General features: G+C 39.3%; 14 protein-coding genes, 1 tRNA gene, 1 rRNA gene and 1 riboswitch. Of the genes, 3 read left to right on the top strand and 13 right to left on the bottom strand.

Features of this window, described 5'->3' with window-relative positions:
- Nucleotides 1–165: 165 nt before the first annotated feature.
- Nucleotides 166–236 (top strand) — tRNA-Trp (locus I2H87_RS13485).
- Between the two features lie 159 nt (nt 237–395).
- Here I2H87_RS13485 and I2H87_RS13480 read toward each other — a convergent pair.
- The gene (locus I2H87_RS13480; protein WP_009267931.1) at nt 396–611 is read right to left on the bottom strand and encodes a helix-turn-helix domain-containing protein; all 216 of its coding nucleotides are present in this window, start codon (nt 609–611) and stop codon (nt 396–398) included.
- 12 nt (nt 612–623) lie between these two features.
- Nucleotides 624–1,274 (bottom strand): DUF2975 domain-containing protein, encoded by a 651-nt coding sequence (locus tag I2H87_RS13475; protein ID WP_009267932.1) that lies wholly within the window; start codon nt 1,272–1,274, stop codon nt 624–626.
- A gap of 188 nt (nt 1,275–1,462) precedes the next feature.
- On the opposite strand from I2H87_RS13475, the gene I2H87_RS13470 reads away from it, so the two are divergent.
- Nucleotides 1,463–3,775: an IdeS/Mac family cysteine endopeptidase gene (locus I2H87_RS13470; protein ID WP_195610282.1), complete on the top strand. Its 2,313-nt coding sequence runs from the start codon at nt 1,463–1,465 to the stop codon at nt 3,773–3,775.
- An 88-nt stretch (nt 3,776–3,863) separates the two neighbouring features.
- On the opposite strand, the gene I2H87_RS13465 is transcribed toward I2H87_RS13470, so the two are convergent.
- The 3 genes from I2H87_RS13465 to I2H87_RS13455 form a co-directional block, all read right to left on the bottom strand.
- Nucleotides 3,864–6,104 carry a glycoside hydrolase family 2 protein gene (locus tag I2H87_RS13465; protein ID WP_243273940.1) on the bottom strand — a complete coding sequence of 747 codons (2,241 nt, stop codon included), beginning with the start codon at nt 6,102–6,104 and terminating at the stop codon, nt 3,864–3,866.
- 29 nt (nt 6,105–6,133) lie between these two features.
- Nucleotides 6,134–7,531, bottom strand: a complete 1,398-nt coding sequence (locus I2H87_RS13460) for an MFS transporter (protein WP_009267935.1) — start codon at nt 7,529–7,531, stop codon at nt 6,134–6,136.
- 90 nt (nt 7,532–7,621) lie between these two features.
- On the bottom strand, nt 7,622–8,593 hold the full coding sequence (locus I2H87_RS13455; protein WP_054705402.1) for an AraC family transcriptional regulator: 972 nt from the start codon (nt 8,591–8,593) through the stop codon (nt 7,622–7,624).
- Between the two features lie 185 nt (nt 8,594–8,778).
- Between I2H87_RS13455 and I2H87_RS13450 the strand changes: the two genes are divergently transcribed.
- Nucleotides 8,779–11,127, top strand: coding sequence for an IdeS/Mac family cysteine endopeptidase (locus tag I2H87_RS13450; RefSeq protein ID WP_330611595.1), 2,349 nt, complete (start codon nt 8,779–8,781; stop codon nt 11,125–11,127).
- 116 nt (nt 11,128–11,243) lie between these two features.
- Here I2H87_RS13450 and dapA read toward each other — a convergent pair whose 3' ends face one another.
- The 8 genes from dapA to I2H87_RS13410 all read right to left on the bottom strand — a co-directional run.
- Nucleotides 11,244–12,128 carry a 4-hydroxy-tetrahydrodipicolinate synthase gene (gene dapA, locus I2H87_RS13445; protein WP_009267938.1) on the bottom strand — a complete coding sequence of 295 codons (885 nt, stop codon included), beginning with the start codon at nt 12,126–12,128 and terminating at the stop codon, nt 11,244–11,246.
- 115 nt (nt 12,129–12,243) lie between these two features.
- Nucleotides 12,244–12,415, bottom strand: a riboswitch (Lysine riboswitch).
- A 35-nt stretch (nt 12,416–12,450) separates the two neighbouring features.
- A complete protein-coding gene (locus I2H87_RS13440; protein WP_009267939.1) occupies nt 12,451–13,122 on the bottom strand; it encodes a hypothetical protein in 672 nt (223 codons plus the stop codon).
- 72 nt (nt 13,123–13,194) lie between these two features.
- The gene (locus tag I2H87_RS13435; protein WP_022151416.1) at nt 13,195–13,518 is read right to left on the bottom strand and encodes a PadR family transcriptional regulator; all 324 of its coding nucleotides are present in this window, start codon (nt 13,516–13,518) and stop codon (nt 13,195–13,197) included.
- Nucleotides 13,519–13,520: 2 nt separating this feature from the next.
- Nucleotides 13,521–14,843, bottom strand: coding sequence for a DUF2812 domain-containing protein (locus I2H87_RS13430; protein WP_195610276.1), 1,323 nt, complete (start codon nt 14,841–14,843; stop codon nt 13,521–13,523).
- 245 nt (nt 14,844–15,088) lie between these two features.
- Complete coding sequence (locus tag I2H87_RS13425; protein WP_195610275.1) at nt 15,089–15,955, bottom strand: hypothetical protein; 867 nt, start codon at nt 15,953–15,955, stop codon at nt 15,089–15,091.
- Between the two features lie 46 nt (nt 15,956–16,001).
- On the bottom strand, nt 16,002–16,646 hold the full coding sequence (locus I2H87_RS13420; RefSeq protein ID WP_009267944.1) for a DUF3887 domain-containing protein: 645 nt from the start codon (nt 16,644–16,646) through the stop codon (nt 16,002–16,004).
- 3 nt (nt 16,647–16,649) lie between these two features.
- Nucleotides 16,650–16,994 (bottom strand): PadR family transcriptional regulator, encoded by a 345-nt coding sequence (locus I2H87_RS13415; protein WP_009267945.1) that lies wholly within the window; start codon nt 16,992–16,994, stop codon nt 16,650–16,652.
- 275 nt (nt 16,995–17,269) lie between these two features.
- A 23S ribosomal RNA gene (locus tag I2H87_RS13410) occupies nt 17,270–17,395 on the bottom strand; the annotation flags it as partial.

The following is a 17,395-nucleotide window of genomic DNA, read 5'->3' as shown; positions in this document are numbered from 1 at the left end:
AATGCCATACTTATTTTGAGAATTAATAAATTCCATGGCTTATATGTGAGGGATGGAATTTACTTTTACAATTCACTATTGACAATCATGAATATATTTTTCAAAAATAAGTGTTGACAATCCCCTCTTGGATGAGTATAATATTAAATGTTCGGTAGCAATTATAGGGGATTGGTCAAATGGTATGATAGGGGTCTCCAAAACCTTTGGTGGGAGTTCGATTCTCTCATCCCCTGCTTTAAAAAGCCTTAAAAACTGCGTGAAATTGCTGTTTTAAGGCTTTTTTGTGTAAAAAAACGAAATGTAATCATAACGGTAATCCCTCATACAATTTCATTTGTTAAAATACCGCAATATTAAATTTTCCCAGTTCTCCCCTTCGAAAAACCAGCATTCTATTCTTTTGAATCTCCTTGATATTCCAATATATCCCCTGGCTGGCAATGTAGCTCCCGGCAGATTGCGTTGAGTGTAGAAAATCGAATAGCTTTTACCTTTCCGGTTTTCAGATTGGAAAGATTCACATTCGTAATCCCCACTCGCTCTGCCAGCTCGTTCAAAGAAATTTTTCGGTCTGCCATGACCCGGTCAAGTCTTAATATGATTGCCATAGCACATACTCCTTAAATAGTTGTATCGGATTCTTCCTGCAATTCACAGCCATAGCGAAAAACACGGGAAAGGAAGAGAAATAGAAGTCCTAATAATCCCAGCGTCATACAGTTTACGGTAGCCGGCTGATTTATAAGATCAATCTCCGGAGAAACTCCTCCCCATATACGTGGCAGTAAAAATGCTACCAACTGCTTGCTGATTGCAATGTATAGTAAAACAAATCCAATGTTCCGGACAGATCTCGCAGTAATTTTTGAAAAAGGTTCCCTCATCTGAACAGCATAGACAATAATGTTTCTCACAAACCATAAAATAAACAGCCAGGGCAGATAAGTAGTAAATAACATCGCAATCCCATAGGACAACCAGACTGCTTTGGGATTCTCTTCTGCCGCCTCGATTCCCAGCATATCACCTGACAGATTGCTGAAGCTACCCATCTCATCAATCTCAAATCGAAACATTTCATTCTCAACAATTTCTCTGTTAGCGCTCACCTTTTCCGGCGCCACACGCAGCATCATAAAAACATACACCAGACAGATTCCTGTGAGAAGAACCATGAGAAAAAGTGTCACTCCCATCGTCCCGTGATACTTCATTTCCGGTCTGCCATCTCTACGATCATAATAATCTTTCTGTTTATGATTGTCTCCCATAACAAATTCTCCTTTCCTTTTATACTTTTATTCTACTCTTATCAAAATACATTTGTCAATAATTTTTTATCGTTTATCATTAATTTTGTTTTTCATTTTTTTATCTTTTTATTTTTTATCTTAACATTTACTTCAATAACATTCTATGTTAGAATTAATCTGCAATATTTAACCAGAAAGGAACTTTTATGAAACAAAGGAAAAAATTTTTTCTCTTTTCCTGCATATTGAGTACAATTTTATTAAGTGGTACAATTTCCCCCTCTTTAACGTTAAAAGCTCACGAGGAAACAAAAGCAGGAACCACTACAAACTATATTACAGAAGACGGAAAACCACGTACAATCTTTTGGGCAGATGGAATCACGCCTCCCAAAATGGGCGGTGATGACAGCGACTTTAAAAAAGTAGTTACAGAGATAAATAATGTCCGCTATATCGAATACATTGCACCATACCAATCCGGTAACGGATGGTATGATATCAACAAGACCGAAACACAGGCACAAGATGCCAATCTTTGTTTTGCCGCAGTTGCTACCAATATGCTCCACTGGTGGATTGCCCAAAACACGGACAATATCAATGACTATCTAACTTCATACCCAAATGCCCCGCGGGCAGATGAGATTCGTTCTTTGCAGACTCCAGTCACCACACAGGATAATCGATCCATTTATAATATATTTCTCAAACAATTCTCTAATCGGAAAGAAGGTTATTGGCCGGATCTTCTGGTCGATCAATTTATCAATGGATATTATCCAAAAGAGAACGCAGGAACTAATGATCCCGGTTTTGACGGACCGGATTTGATTCAAAAAGGTCCCGACCCAAACGGCGGATTTTTTTATACCGTATTTGGAACAGAGATTTTAACAACTCGACATCTGTACGACCATGGATATGATACCCTTTCTGCTGATTTAAAGTATTATATAACCAGAGGAGATCTTGTCTCGTTAACTTATGATATGAGAAAAAGTGCCCATGTTGTCACAATCTGGGGTGTTGAGTACGATACAGACGGTCATCTTACCGGCGTTTATTTTTCAGACTCTGATGATGATGAAGCCAATGGAATGCAGCGTTACAGTGTGATCAATAAAGATGAAAAAGCATTCGTCACAACAGCTGACAATGGAAGTGGAAGTTTAGTTTCTTGCATCACGACTCTTTCTACCGGAGATGCTACGTGGAATAAATTTCTTTCTCCTCAGCAAACGGAGTTACAATTACTTTGGGGCGAAACAAATTTTATATATGACGGAACTCAAAAAAAACCGGAGCTGACTGCATCAAACATTGCTCCCGGCGATGATGTTACCCTTACTGTAAACGAAGAAGCAAATCTTGTCGGAACCTATACCGCCACCGCTGTCCTAAGCGGAAAGGATGCGAATCGTTACATACTCCCCACGGAATGCAAAAAAGAGTTTTCCATATTGCCTTCCCAAACAATCTTTGATGGCGGTGTAAAATCTTATCACGAAAAAAATGAAACAACTGATTTTAACTATGGAGATATGATTACAATCGCAGTCACACCAAAAGCTACCGGTCTTTCCCCAAACTCTGTCGAAAGTCCAAAGGTCCTGCTTTCTCCGACCAACGGTCAAATGGCTCTGTTTGCAGATGGATACCAGCTTTCGAACTTTGTAAATGCAGATAATTCCGGAACTTATACTATGACCTATCCTACATCTAACGGAATCCTCTCACCCGGTTCTTGTACTTTAACCGCTGTATTCCGCGGTGATATGAATATGGTCAATCATAGTGAAGATATAACGATTCAGTTATCCGGTGACACCTACATTTCTGTCGATTCACTTGCGCCGACGTGTGAAACAGATGGCATAAAAGCACATTACAAAGATACAGCCGGAAAACTCTATCTTAAGGAAAACGGAATAATGACAGAAGTTTCCCTGAAAGATCTTATTCTACCGGCTACCGGTCATCAGCCCGGATATTGGATTCAAACCCAGGACAAACATTATCAGGAATGTCTAAACGGATGTGGATATCATCTCAACGAAGGGAATTGTACCGGCGGCGCAGCCATTTTCCCGAATCGGGCAATCTGCGAAATCTGTGGACATCCTTACGGCAATTATCCGGAAAAACCAGACATTGAAAAACCAGATATAGAAACACCGAATCCAGATTCACCGGATCCGGAAGTTCCGAATATAGAGGCTCCTGATATAGAAGCTCCAAATGTAGAAGCTCCGGACATAGAATCTCCGGATCCGGAAGATTCACTTCCTCAATTTTCGGAAACACAAATACCTGAATCAGAAACATCGGATCCAGAATCACCAGATCCTTCTGCACAAGATCTGGTGTCTGAATCTTCTGCCAATGACGCTGCTTCTGAAAAAGCTGTTAAAACAGGGGATACCACTTCTATCAACCTTTTGCTCTTAATACTCCTGTTCTCAGGAATATTAAGTATTTATGTATATAATATCAGAAATAATTTTCATAAATATTAATTCAAAAAAACACCTCTCATAGAAACCGGATGTTTTCACATCTAAGATTCTATGAGAGGTGTTTTTTATCTTTTTTGAAATTGTCTTTTTATTTTTTTATCTTCTGCAATTCTTTGTTGATCACAAGAATCAATTCTTTTGGGATTCCTAAATTTTTGAGTTTTCCCATTGCATCCAAAGTCATAACTTTCATCATCCCGAACTTCGGATGATCTTTCATTTCCCCAAAATATTTCAGAACAATTTTTTCACCATCCGGATTCTTCATAATATCTCCCAGTTTATCTCCACTGGAATAAAAATTGGAATCTATTACGATTTCTTCCTTATCTGCACTTTCCAAATCAAATTTTTCAAACCAGTTGATCACGTTTTTACCTTGCTCTTTCGGCACGTATTCATAACTTTTCTCTGGATTTTCAACTCGATACAGAATCTGCGCATCTGCATATTCTCGATTTTCCTTATCAAATCCCTTTACTGTGATCTCATTTTTTCCCATTTGAAGTTGTACGGAAAATTGAGTCATTGGATCTACATTATCTGTTTCCGCAATCTTTTGTCCGTTCACATATAAAATAAGTCTATTCAGATTCGATAATACTGTAATCGTATTCTCTTCCAGATGCCGATTCAAAAACCTGCTGCCAGCTAATTTTACAAAACACTCTTTTGACCAATATGCTTTGTAAAGATAATATGCATCTTTTTTTATCTTTCTGTCGATTGTAACCAATCCTTTTTGGTTTTGCCCCTGCTTTCCGCCTTCATCTCGGGATGCACTTCCAAAATCGCATAAATTCCATACATAACTTCCGATGAAATACTCCCGTTCTTCAAATGCTTTTAATGCATTATCCGAAAATAAAAGCTGGAACTCTTCTGAATAGTCTTTCGTCTTTGGCTGATAAGAATGATACTGTGGATTTGTATCTACGCCATACTCTGTTACAAGTAGCGGAATATCCGGACATGCCGCATGAAATTCATCTAAACGTTTCTGTAATCCTGTAATCTCATCATAATACCAGCCATAATATAAGTTGTAACCAACCAACTCCGTCATCCGGTTTAGCGCACTTTCATTTGCTACGGAATATATATTTGCCTCTGCCGTATACCGATCTGCGTCAAGTTCTTTTGTATATGCTGCCATCGACTCAACATTTGCATGAATTTCTGTATTCTCTCCGGCAATGGTAATTTCATTTTGCACACCCCAACAATAAATCGAAGTATGATTGCCACATTGCAGAATCAGCCGCCGCATCTGCTCCCGGATATTTTCATCCGCTTTTTTATTATCGGACAAAATACTGATAAACGGTACTTCTGCCCATACAAGAATCCCCTCTTCATCACAACGTCTGTAAAAATAATCGTCATGCTGATAATGGGACAGACGAACTGAATTTGCGCCCAGTTCTTTGATAAGCGCCATATCCTCTTCCATCTGTTCTCTTGAAACCGCATTTCCCACACCTCCAAAATCCTGATGGCGTGCAACACCATGAAGTTTGATATGTTTCCCATTCAAAAACATTCCCCGCTCCGGATCTATCTCAATTTCCCGGAATCCGGTTTGAATTTCACGTTCTTCCATACAACCTTCTTCCGTACTAATTTCAATACGAACTTGATATAAATACGGATCTTCTGTTCCCATCCATAAATGTGGATCACTGATTTCCTGCTGAACAGAAAATGGAGTTTTTTCAGCGAAACTGAATTGGATCGTTTTTTCAGATACGATATTTTCTTTATCTACAAGCGAAATTTTTACCTGTCCGGCACACATACTTCCCTCATTTATCACGCATCCTTCTGCCTTAACTTCCCATTTTCCTTCATCCAACTTTTTCGTTCTTACCTGAACACCGCTTCTGCTTCCATCCAGATAATCGAAATGTACTTTCGGTGCATATACCAGTTTCACATCTCGATAAATTCCTCCATAAAATGAGAAGTCTGCCATTTGGGGATAAATCGCATCTGTTGCAGTATTGTCTACTACAAGCTCCAACAAATTTATTCCCTCTGTTATATGCTCGTTCAATGCAACTCTATACATTGCATATGGACATGTATTCTCATAAATGTTCTTTCCATTTATGTACACTGTACTACGCATCGCAGCCGCACCTATTTCAAGATAGATTGTTTTCTCTCGATCCTCTTCCCGAAAAACAAGTTCTCTCTTGTAATATCCTTTTCCACGCCACATAGACGTTCCTGACTGCCCATCTGCCGAGTTGTATGTATGCGGAATCGATATATTTTCTTCCGCTTCGTTTTCTTTATGAAAACTCCATCCGTCGTTTATCAACATTTCTTCCAAACTATTTTACCTCTTATTTTTTAAGCCTCTTTTTTACTCAAAATCGCCTTATCTCCATACATTTGCTTATATTCTTCTGCCGTAATATGATATCGTTTCAATGCGATCACACTCGCAAGGTCTCCAAGCAATGGAGCTCCAAGATACATTCCGATCGTAGCGATATACAATGCCATAGTCGGTTCTGCTCCCGCACTATATCCTGCCAGTCCCATGATGATACCTACGATAGACGATCCGAACGCACTGATCACTTTATCCACAAGAGAAAAAGTTGCACCGATAAATCCCGGCATGAACTTACCTGTTTTTAACTTATGATAATCAATAATCTCTGCGATCATCGGATCTACATTCTGCGCTGAAAATCTTCTAAACAACATGTTGGCAGCCATCAAAATAATAAATACGAAAATCGTTTTTTCTCCAAACGGACGGAAAATGATCAAAATCGCTTCTAATGTCAGATTCGCCACAGCTCCGATCAGAGAAGCTTTCTTACATCCGAATTTTACAGCTACGGATCCTGCTACAAATGCTCCCACTAATGACATCGGTGTCGATATACCACCTACGATAGGCTGCAGATCAAGATTCTGAACAGCGTAAATATAAAAATAAGTCATAACTGCAGTCTGGATTGTTGCAGCAATCTTGTCTGTCGATGCAGCTAAAATCAACATACGAAGTGGCTGATTCAGTCGAAGTACATTAATACTGTCTCGAATTGAAATCTTCTCTTCTTTTTTGTCTGGATCCTGTCTGTAAAACTCTGGTTTATCCGAAGCAGAAATTGCGAACAGACAGCCAATCAATAAGATTGCATGCAAGATAAATGCACTGACAATGATCAACATCCAGCCTTTTTGAGATCCCAACCCACCGTTTTTCTGTAAAATCGGAATAATTGCAGTTGTCATGATAAATCCAAGGATAGTAGAATAGCATCCACCCGCAACACCGGAAAGTGGACGATATTTAGGATTTTTTGTTACGATCGACAGTACACATTTATTTACAGTAGTCATAAAAGTATACCCGATTACCCATACTGCATACCACAAAACTACCCATACCATACGATATGTCTGTGGTATATCAAATGAAAACAGATAAATCATAAAACTTGCCGCTAGCATGATGAACGATCCGATCACCAGGAACGGTCTGAACTTACCGAATCGTGTTTCTGTCCTGTCGATGATCGAACCAATGACCGGATCTGTGATCCCATCGAAAATTCTCATCACAGTCATTACAATTCCCATCACTGCAATATTTAATCCAAGTGCTTCTGTACTAAACACAAGGAAAAACGACATATTCAACATATTGAATACGTTTGATGCAGCAGATCCAAGCGGTGTCATGACAACGCGTACTGCTTCCATTTTTGATTCTTTTGCTTTTGTACTCATTTCATCCTCCAAATACATTTTATTTGAAAGGATTATATCTTTTTTTTAACAATCTTTTCATATATAAACTAAAGGTTTTCCTGTCCTTTATTAAGAACTTCGATGTTTTTTTCTATAATTATAAGGTGACTCCCCATAACGTTGTTTAAAACACTTATAAAAATATCCTTCATTTGCATATCCGATCTCAGCAGCAATCTCATCTATCTTCATATCGGTCCTGCATAATAAATTTGCCGCTTCTGTCATTCGAATATCAAACAACAGATCCTTAAATCCTTTGTTCGTTTCTGCTTTTAACAAGGAACTCAAATAATTAGGATGGAAACATAATTCCTTTGCGACAGAATTTAGTGTCGCATCTCTATAATGTTTTTTTAAATATTCAATTACTTCACTTTGTATCTTCGAGTTGTTTTGTTTGATCGTTTTCTCATCTGCTTTACCTACCGCCCTGGAAATCTCCGTAAACAAAAGTATCAGGCAGGCAGTAATTTTCCCCATATTTTTTTGTTCTTCCATAAAATACTCACAAATGATCTGTTCCATTATCCGCTCTTCAAAACTGTCTTCCGGAAGATGATAAAAAATATAATTTTTCTTTTTACTCTGTGAGTATAAACTGTTGATAATATAGTTCGAAATATAGGTATCTTCTGAAAACAGATACATAAAAATCGTATCAAAAAAATCCGCGGTCATCAGTATATTGAACATCCACATTCCGTCTTTTGCCATCTCGGACCAATGGCTGACATTTCGATCCATCAGACAAAGATCCCCTGATCTCATGCGGATTTCTTTTCCTTCTATCTGCATGGAAAGTTCCCCTTCCAACATAAACGACAACTCGATATATTCGTGTCTATGCTTAGGGATCAATATGTTTTTGTACTTCTGACGAATCACAAACCGTTCCTGACATACTTCTTGATTCGGGTACGATGTGATGATCTGTTCATCATCCATCTGCATTTTCGATACATGATAATACTTTTGCTCTTTTAATACCTGTTCTTCGCTTTGAAGAAATCGTTTTAGTTCTTCATAATTCTTCTTCATATCAAACTCCGTTTTTCATGATCTAAGCAAGCTTCTTTCATATTAACATCTTTTTTAAGAAAACGAAACCTCAAAACTTTTCTAATTATTTCTATCTGATATGATTGTGAGTATCTGTAATTATTTCTGATACTTTCCAATACTTAAAACTTCTTACATTTACTTCATTCTTATTATATGCTAAAATGAATCGACAAAATGATGTACGAAAGGAAAACTCTATGAAACGAAAGAACTATTTTTCTCTTCTTTCCTGTATGCTTGGCGCTCTCCTGTTCGGAAACACGCTTTTTCCCACTCTTACCGTAACAGCACAGGAGGAAACCAAAGCCGGAAGTACTGCCGAATATAGAAACGAAGAAACTAATGAACTCCGTACGATTTTCTGGGCAGATGGAATCACACCTCCGAAAATGGGCGGTGATGACAGCGACTTTAAGAAAACGGAGCACAAAACAGGGAATGCACACTATGTGGAATATATCGCGCCATACAAAGCCGGCAACGGATGGTATGATATTAACAAGACTGACACACAGGCGCAAGATGCCAATCTTTGTTTTGCCGCAGTTGCCACCAATATGCTCCATTGGTGGATTGCTCAAAATACAGACAATATCAAAGAATATCTAACTTTGCACCCAGATGCACCGCGGGCAGATGAGATTCGTAAATTTCTGACCCCCGTCACCTCGCAAGAGGAACGTTCTATTTACAATATTTTTTTACGACAATATGCCAACCGGAAAGAAGGTTATTGGCCGGATCTTCTGGAAGATCAATTTATCAATGGATATTATCCGAAAGAGACCGGCGGAACTAATGATCCCGATTTTGACGGATCGGATTTGATTCAAAAAGGTCCCGACTCAAACGGCGGTTTCTTTTATAATGTATTTAGAACAGAGATTTTAACAAATCGACATCAGTACGACCGTGGATATAGCAGCCTTTCCACTGATTTAAAGCATTATATAACCAGAGGGGATCTGATCTCGTTAACTTATGATACGGGAAAAAGCGCCCATGTTGTCACAGTCTGGGGCGTCGAATACAATAAAGACGGTCATCTTACCGGCGTTTATTTTTCAGATTCTGATGACGATAAAGCAAATGGAATGCAGCGTTACAGCGTCCTTAACAAAAATGGTCATGCTCGCGTAACTACGGATACGACCGGAAACGTAAACGGAAGTTTAGTTTCTTGTATCACCGTTCTTTCAACCGGAGAGACTGCATGGAAACAATTCTTAAGTCCTCAACCAACCGAGTTAAATCTGCTTTGGGGCGAAACGAATTTTATATACGACGGAACTTCAAAAAAACCGGAACTGTCTGCATCCAATATCCGCCCCGGCGATGATGTCACGCTCACTGTCAAAGGGGAAGCCAGTCTTGTCGGAACCTATACCGCGACCGCTTCCTTGAGCGGAAAAGATTCCGGACGCTATGCCCTTTCTGCAGATGCAGAAAAAACTTTCACCATCCAGCCTTCTCAAACGATATTTGACGGCGGGCTGAAATCCTTTTGTGACGGAACGGAAACAACCAACTTTGCATATGGAGACATCATAACAATCACGGTAACCCCAAAAGCAACCGGTCTTTCTCCAGACGCCGCAGAAAATCCGAAAGTTCTGCTTTCTCCTACAAACGGACAAATGGCTTTATTTTTCGGTGATCATCAACTTTCTGCTTTTGTAAATGCAGATACTTCCGGCACTTACACATTGACTTACCAGACAGCCAGCGGAATCCTATCTCCCGGCGCTTGTACTTTAACCGCTGCGTTTCGCGGCGATACGAATATGGTAGATCACAGTGAGAATATCACTGTCCAATTAACCGGAGACAATTATATTTCCGTCGATTTTCTTGCACCGACTTGTGAAACAGATGGGATCAAGGCTCACTACAAAGACAAAGACGGAAAACTGTTTATTAACGAAAACGGAATTATGAAGGAAGTTACCTTCCAGGATTTAGTGCTTTCCGCTACCGGTCATCAGCCCGGAGCATGGATTCAGGACCATGACAAACATTATCAAGAATGTCTAAATGGATGCGGACAGCATCTCCACGAAGGGAATTGTACCGGAGGCTCCGCTATTTTCCCGGATCGAGCTGTTTGTGACATTTGCGGACATCCCTATGGCGCGTATCCCGAAGAACCGGAGACCGATATTCCTGATCCGGATGTTCCGGAAAATGATTCTCCCGCCCCGGATGTTCCGGAAAATGATTCTCCTGATTCGGAGAAACCCAATCCAAATGTCCCGGATGGAACTACTCCCGATGACGAAACCTCCGGTGACGGTACATCTAATGAAGAGTTGCCATCCCCGGAAGCATTCACCCCTCAGCTGCCCTCTTCGGAAGCACTCGCCGCAACATCTCAGTCCGCTTCTGAAAAAGTTTCTGAAAAGGCAGTAGAAACAGGAGATACTGCTCCCATGAAACTTTTATTTTTAACCCTCCTCTCCTCCGGACTGATAAGTATGTCTATCTATCGTTCCAAAAAGAATATGCTCTAAATGCCAAAAAATAGGAAAGACCTTTCCACTCAACTTAATGCTTGAATGGAAAGGTTTTCCTATTTTTTTTATGTAAATTTGAAATTGCTTTCTAAATTTAAAATCACTTTTTTCATTTAAAGAATCCCAAATTCTTTCATTGCTTTTTTCAGTATCTCCTCATGCTGCGGTTCAATCTCTGTCAATGGTGCGCGAAGCGGTCCTACTTCTTTTCCCATCAAATTCATAGCTGCCTTCACCGGAATCGGATTTACTTCACAGAACAGTGCGCTGCAAAGCGGAATCGCATCCAGCTGCATCTTGCAGCTCTTCGCTCTGTCTCCTTCCAGATATTCGTAAACCATATCATGTACATAAGTCGGCGCTACATTAGACAACACCGAGATCACACCGAGTCCGCCCAGAGAAAGAAGCGGTACAACCTGATCGTCATTTCCGGAATACAGATCTATGTTCCCGTCACATAAATGCATAATTTTTGCCACATTTCCGATATCGCCTGAGGCTTCTTTTATACCTACGATATATTCGACATTTTTTACCAGTCTTGCAACTGTCTCCGGTGCGATCGCACATCCGGTCCGACTGGGAACATTATATAAGATCGCCGGAATCTTTGCGGCTTCTGCAATCTTTGTGTAATGAGCTTCTAACCCTTTCTGAGTCGCTTTGTTGTAGTATGGCGTCACCAGTAAAATTCCTTCCGCACCTGCTTCTGCTGCTTCTTTTGAAAGCTGTACCGCAGTAGCCGTACAATTAGATCCGGTTCCTGCAATAACCGGAATACGATGATTTACCCTCTCGATCGCAAATTTGATCACATCGAGATGCTCTTGCTCAGACATCGTTGCGGATTCTCCTGTCGTTCCGCAAATAATGATAGAATCTGTCTTTCCCGCAATCTGTTCTTCCAGAATCTCATCTAATTTATCATAGTTTACTTCCAAATTTTCTTTCATTGGTGTTACAATCGCGACACCCGCGCCTTTAAAAATTGCCATTGCTTTCTTCCTCCTTTATGGTTAAAGTAATACGGAAAACACATCGTTCCGTCTCATTTGATAAACGAAAAAAGAAACGGCAAGATGCGCCGTCCCCAATATATACATAATGTATAAATCAGATAGCTCTCCATCCTGCGATGACAGCCATGTCGTTCTTCACGCCACACCCACGCAATATGATTTCAGGTCTCATATACTTTCGGCAATCTTTCCTTTCTGATGCTTTCCCCTGCTCCTGTACATCCGGCACCTTACTGATAAAGAATGCAACCTCTACCTACGTTTCTATTTCACTATTTCTTGTTTCTAATAAAGAATATCATTGCCGCTCTGTCTTGTCAAGACTGCTTGTAGAAATCAGCATGGCATCCAATGTGATCACATCCTGATTGGCAATTTCATATGTTCCGTCTTTTTGTCGGATCACATGCAGTAAGACGTCCTTGGGCGCTCCATAAGAAACACCTGCTTCTAATCCTTCCTTGAGTACTTCATAATAAATCCGATAGACTTCTTGCTGCATCAACTCTTCTTCCGGCATCTCGCCATTTTTTGTCACCTGATCCGTGATTTCTTTTGCATAAGCCTTCGCCCGCTGTTGAAATTCATCGTATGTCTCATCAAACAACAGCATCGGTTTTACCGTTATTTTTACAATATAACTGCCCCGCTTCTCTTTTTGAGCTTCTGCGACCTGATAATTCATTTGTTTCATAATATTTCCGAATAAGCTTTCGTACTGCTTCTCTAATTCCTTTGAAAGCTGTGTTGTCTTAAATTCTTTCATCGTAGCCTTCATTTTTTTCTGAAAAATTTCTTGTGCTTCTTCTTTTGATCCGCCGGTCATTTCTATGTAGCGCTCTGTCTCCCCTTTATAAGATGTATCCAATACTGCCTGCACATACATTGCTGCATCAAACCTCGCACAGCCGCCAAGTAAAATCACCGCTAACATTCCCAATATACAAAAAATCGTTCTTTTCTTATTCATATCTCATTTCCTCCTTGTCGCCTGCATTTTACCACATTAAAGCTAAGAAAAAAGGAGAACGTTGTCGTTCTCCTAAATCAAATCTTTTTTTCTAAAATATCGTTCTCCGTCTTCCGCCATAATCCGTAATCTTTTATATTCTTTTTCCACCATTTCTTTTCCGAGATCCGTGATCACATAGGATTTTCTTCGTCCGATTTCCGCAGTTTTCACAATAATATGGTTTTCTTCAAATTTTGAAAGCATCGCATACAATGTACCCGGTCCCACTTTTACCCGACCTGCTGAAATTGTTTCTACTTTTTCCATAATGTCCACCCCACAGCACTCTTCCATAAGTGACAAAAGGATATAATACATCGGTTCTGTCAACGTCTGAAATTGTTCTCTTGCCATAATCAAAACCTGCTTTCCTGCGGCAATTCTTTTTTGTCAGAAATTATTCGTATTTCTTTTGTATCCAATATTTCTTTTAGTCTTTCTATCTCTTCTTTCCCCATTTTCTGTGGAACAAACAAGATCAATATCTGATCCGGATAACAAATATAATATTCGGATTCTTCAATTTTCCACACTTCCAATGCGCCCCATACCTCAGCAGCGGATTCATTTTTATAGGATTCTTCTAAATGTTTCGTTTTTATTTTCCATATCCGATCCAAAACCCATCTTTTATCACTTTGATATAAAGCGGCACTCATCCAGTTTTCCGATGAACCATAATAAGTGAGATTCCATTTCCAGACCGTCCCCAATATGCTAGAGGAATGCTCCGCATAATATCTTTGTATTTCTGCCTCTTCATAGGCTTCACAAAAATCCCCCATCTCAAACGGAAGTTCCGATCGACTGATTTTATTGTCTGTACTTTCTTCATTCCCGAATAAAACTACCATCATGGCAGCAAATATGATCAAAAAGATTACGATTCCACCGACTAATTGAGCAAGCCAGTTATCAGAAGCAGTCGGTCTCCAATACATAATCCAAGCAGAAAATAAAAGCATAATCCCGATTAAAATCCACACGGTAGGAATGACCTCCCGCATCTCATTCCATGAAAAAATACTAGTCCCCATCAAAACTATAATAAATGCAATCTCTCTTTCATATCTCCAGAAAGGGTTCTGTCTTATATAAATGATACTTTCACCGGATTTCATTTTTTTCAGATTACGACGATGCCAGCACATAAGAGCCACAGCTTGAACAATACTAACTGCACTTTGTAATATCAGCATCGTGATCAAAAAAATCCATACGTTGTAAAATACCCATGTTTCAAATGTCAAAAACCAGAATTCCATACAATACAAAATTGTAAAAAATAATGTGGCTCCGGATAAATTCAGCCAAGATTTCCATTCCGCATGATAAACGTTATCAAATCGCTCCTCCTCTGTTACGATCGGAACCGCATTGAGTTTTTCTTTCCTAAAAATACAGAAGCGTCTCTGAGCGTCTATCATCTTCCATCCGGCAGCCTTGCAATACTCAGCATACTCTTCGGTTTCCATCTCAGGTCGTAAACTCATCTCTGACCCCTTCGGCAATACTTCCACATCATATACAATATCTTCCGGCTCTCCCTTTTCAAAGACCAGACCAAACTTCCACTCTTTAAAATGCCAGCCTTTCATCGACCGCTCTTGTAAATATTCCGCAAATGCATCACATTCCCTATATCGAAATTTAGGAAACTCTCGCTTTCTTGTCTTCATGGTCCCCCCTCCTTTCAGGATTCTCACTCACCTTTTTATTATCGAGTATCGATATTTCTATCTTCACTATATTATCGACACTCGATATTGTCAAGTAAAAAAAGAAACTTATGAACAAATTCCCATTTCTTCACAAGCTTCACCTTTTTTACTTCTTATCTGACTGCGCATTGGTCATACCATATCTTTATTTCTTTCTTTTCCCTGCTGTTCAAAAAAATGGTTCTGTCTTCTAATTTGATTTTTTAAATCGGCATAACCTCTTGGCAGAGAAACAACATTGTCTCACCGGATTCACTTCCTTTAAAGTGTCCAATCTGATATTCGTCCGATGATAACCCGTTTTTTCTGTGAAACGATTCTCCTATTTCTTTTTGTAAAATTTCTACGGATTTTATTTCTTCTGTTGTAAACTCTGTCTCATATCCTCCGCCCTCAATCCGAATCTCATCTCCTGTTCTTGTAAGTGTAAATTCAACATGTATTAACGGTATAAAAAGATAAATACACCAGAAGATCACGCCTAAAACCACTGCCAGCAGACTTCCCACAAGGATTCGCGCTCCCGGTCTTGCCATATTAAAAGACATATTCATATTGCAGAATTTATCGTTTACCAAAAAACGCTTATCGTTGGGATTACTGTACCAACCGTTTTTCCAATAATCATCCTCGTCCACATACATCGGTCCGGATGTCTTTACGTCTGAGTCAGTGCTCAGACGGATTCGCGCGGTTTTCTCATCATACCAATGATTTGCTTTTTTTAATCGAAGCATATTCCTATAAATCTTCACTAATAAAAGATAGCAGCCTATAAGATAAGCCATCATCCAGAACAGCCATACAACGATCGAGAGTTCCAAAGAAATTGCCCCGAGCAGACTGATTCCCACTCCGCTGAAGAAGCCGATACAGTGATAACATTTCCATTGACTTTGACTTTTCAGTACCAGGTTCTGAACCTCTTGATTCTTGGCTTCATATGCCGGAATGTGCGTCCACAATATCATCCCATCTTTATATTCATTTCGAATCGGATAAGCATATCTGCAGATCAACACTGTCAAAACGTTGCATCCGAAAATAATAAGACTCATCACCCAATCCATAGAAACTTCTCCTTTTCTTTTTCAACCCTTCAGGGGCACTTTTCTTTTACTTGATCCACAGACCATTCAACTCCATATCCTGATTGAAACTCAAGGTATAAGTGACACTTGTATTCTCATAAGAAGCATTTATCTGTGCAATCGCCGAATGCTGTCCCATCCTGCTTGATTCGATCAGGTATACTTCTCCAAAATGCTGAAATTCTCCCCAGTCGTTTCCCAGATGACTTTTCACCTGATCCATTTCTTTTTTATTCATCATATCTGCGAGTTTTTCAATTGACAACTTTTTAATTTCCTGATAATTTTCTTCATCCAGATATTGAATGATCAGCTCCGTCTTCTTCTCTACTTCCTCAGCATCAAATAATTTACTCTCTGTAAGCAACGTATTTTTCGGCACGGTCCACCAGAATAGCAAAATTAAAACTGCAAGTACTCCTGTGATCTGAAGAAATCTTCTATTCCTTCTCTCTTTACGGAATTGCTTTTTCTCTTCTTCTGAAAAGCTCTGATTAAATGCTTTTGTGATCTCATCGGCTTCTCCCATCCTTGAAATCACATCTTCCACCTTCTCACCTGTGTTTAACGCTTCCCCAATATCACTTTCCAACTGTCTTTTAATCTCTTCTTTTTTCTTTTTCGAACAGGTCAAATTTTTGATTATCGTCTTTATATATTTCTCTTTCATCACTTATACCTCCATGATCTTCGCCGTACTGTCACAAATTTCTCTCCATAATTGAGTGATCTCTTTTAAAGTGTCCTGCCCTTCACTTGTAATCTCATAGTACTTTCTTGGAACACCTTTTCCCTCTGTCTGCTTCCAGAAACTTTTCACCAGACCATCATCTTCTAAACGATACAAAATCGGATATAAAGTACCCTCTTTTAAAAAGAAACGTTCGCCGCTTTTCAATTTTAATTCACTAATGAGCTGATAACCGTACATTTCTTCTTTACTTAGAAGTTTCAATACGAGCATATCCAAAACACCTTTTTTCATCTGTGTTTCATACTTATCCTTCAGTTCAATCACCTCCTAATTCCATCTCATCGATGATAACTTGAAAATTTTGAATTTTATAGAGAAATTATAAATCTACTAAATAAAACATATCGCTTTGTATTACTAGGTATATATTAACGCAGTTATCTTTTTATGTCAATCACTCATCTTTATGTTGAACTTATCTGAAAACAAAAAAAAACAGTATCTCTCTCGATACTGTTCTCTCTCATTCCATATCTGATTGGTATATACCTTCAAAACTGCATACAAAGAATGAACATCACTTTGTTCCTATCACCTGTCTGGTTATGCCCTCGACCTATTAGTAACAGTCAGCTCCATGTGTTACCACACTTCCACCTCTGCCCTATCTACCTCGTCGTCTTCAAGGGGTCTTACTAACTTGACGTTATGGGATATCTCATCTT

It is taken from the genome of Mediterraneibacter glycyrrhizinilyticus (assembly GCF_015560805.1).
Classification (GTDB): Bacteria; Bacillota; Clostridia; order Lachnospirales; family Lachnospiraceae; genus Schaedlerella; species Schaedlerella glycyrrhizinilytica_A.
Note: the sequence above shows the minus strand (reverse complement) of the source record. Positions and strands in the feature narration are given on the sequence as shown.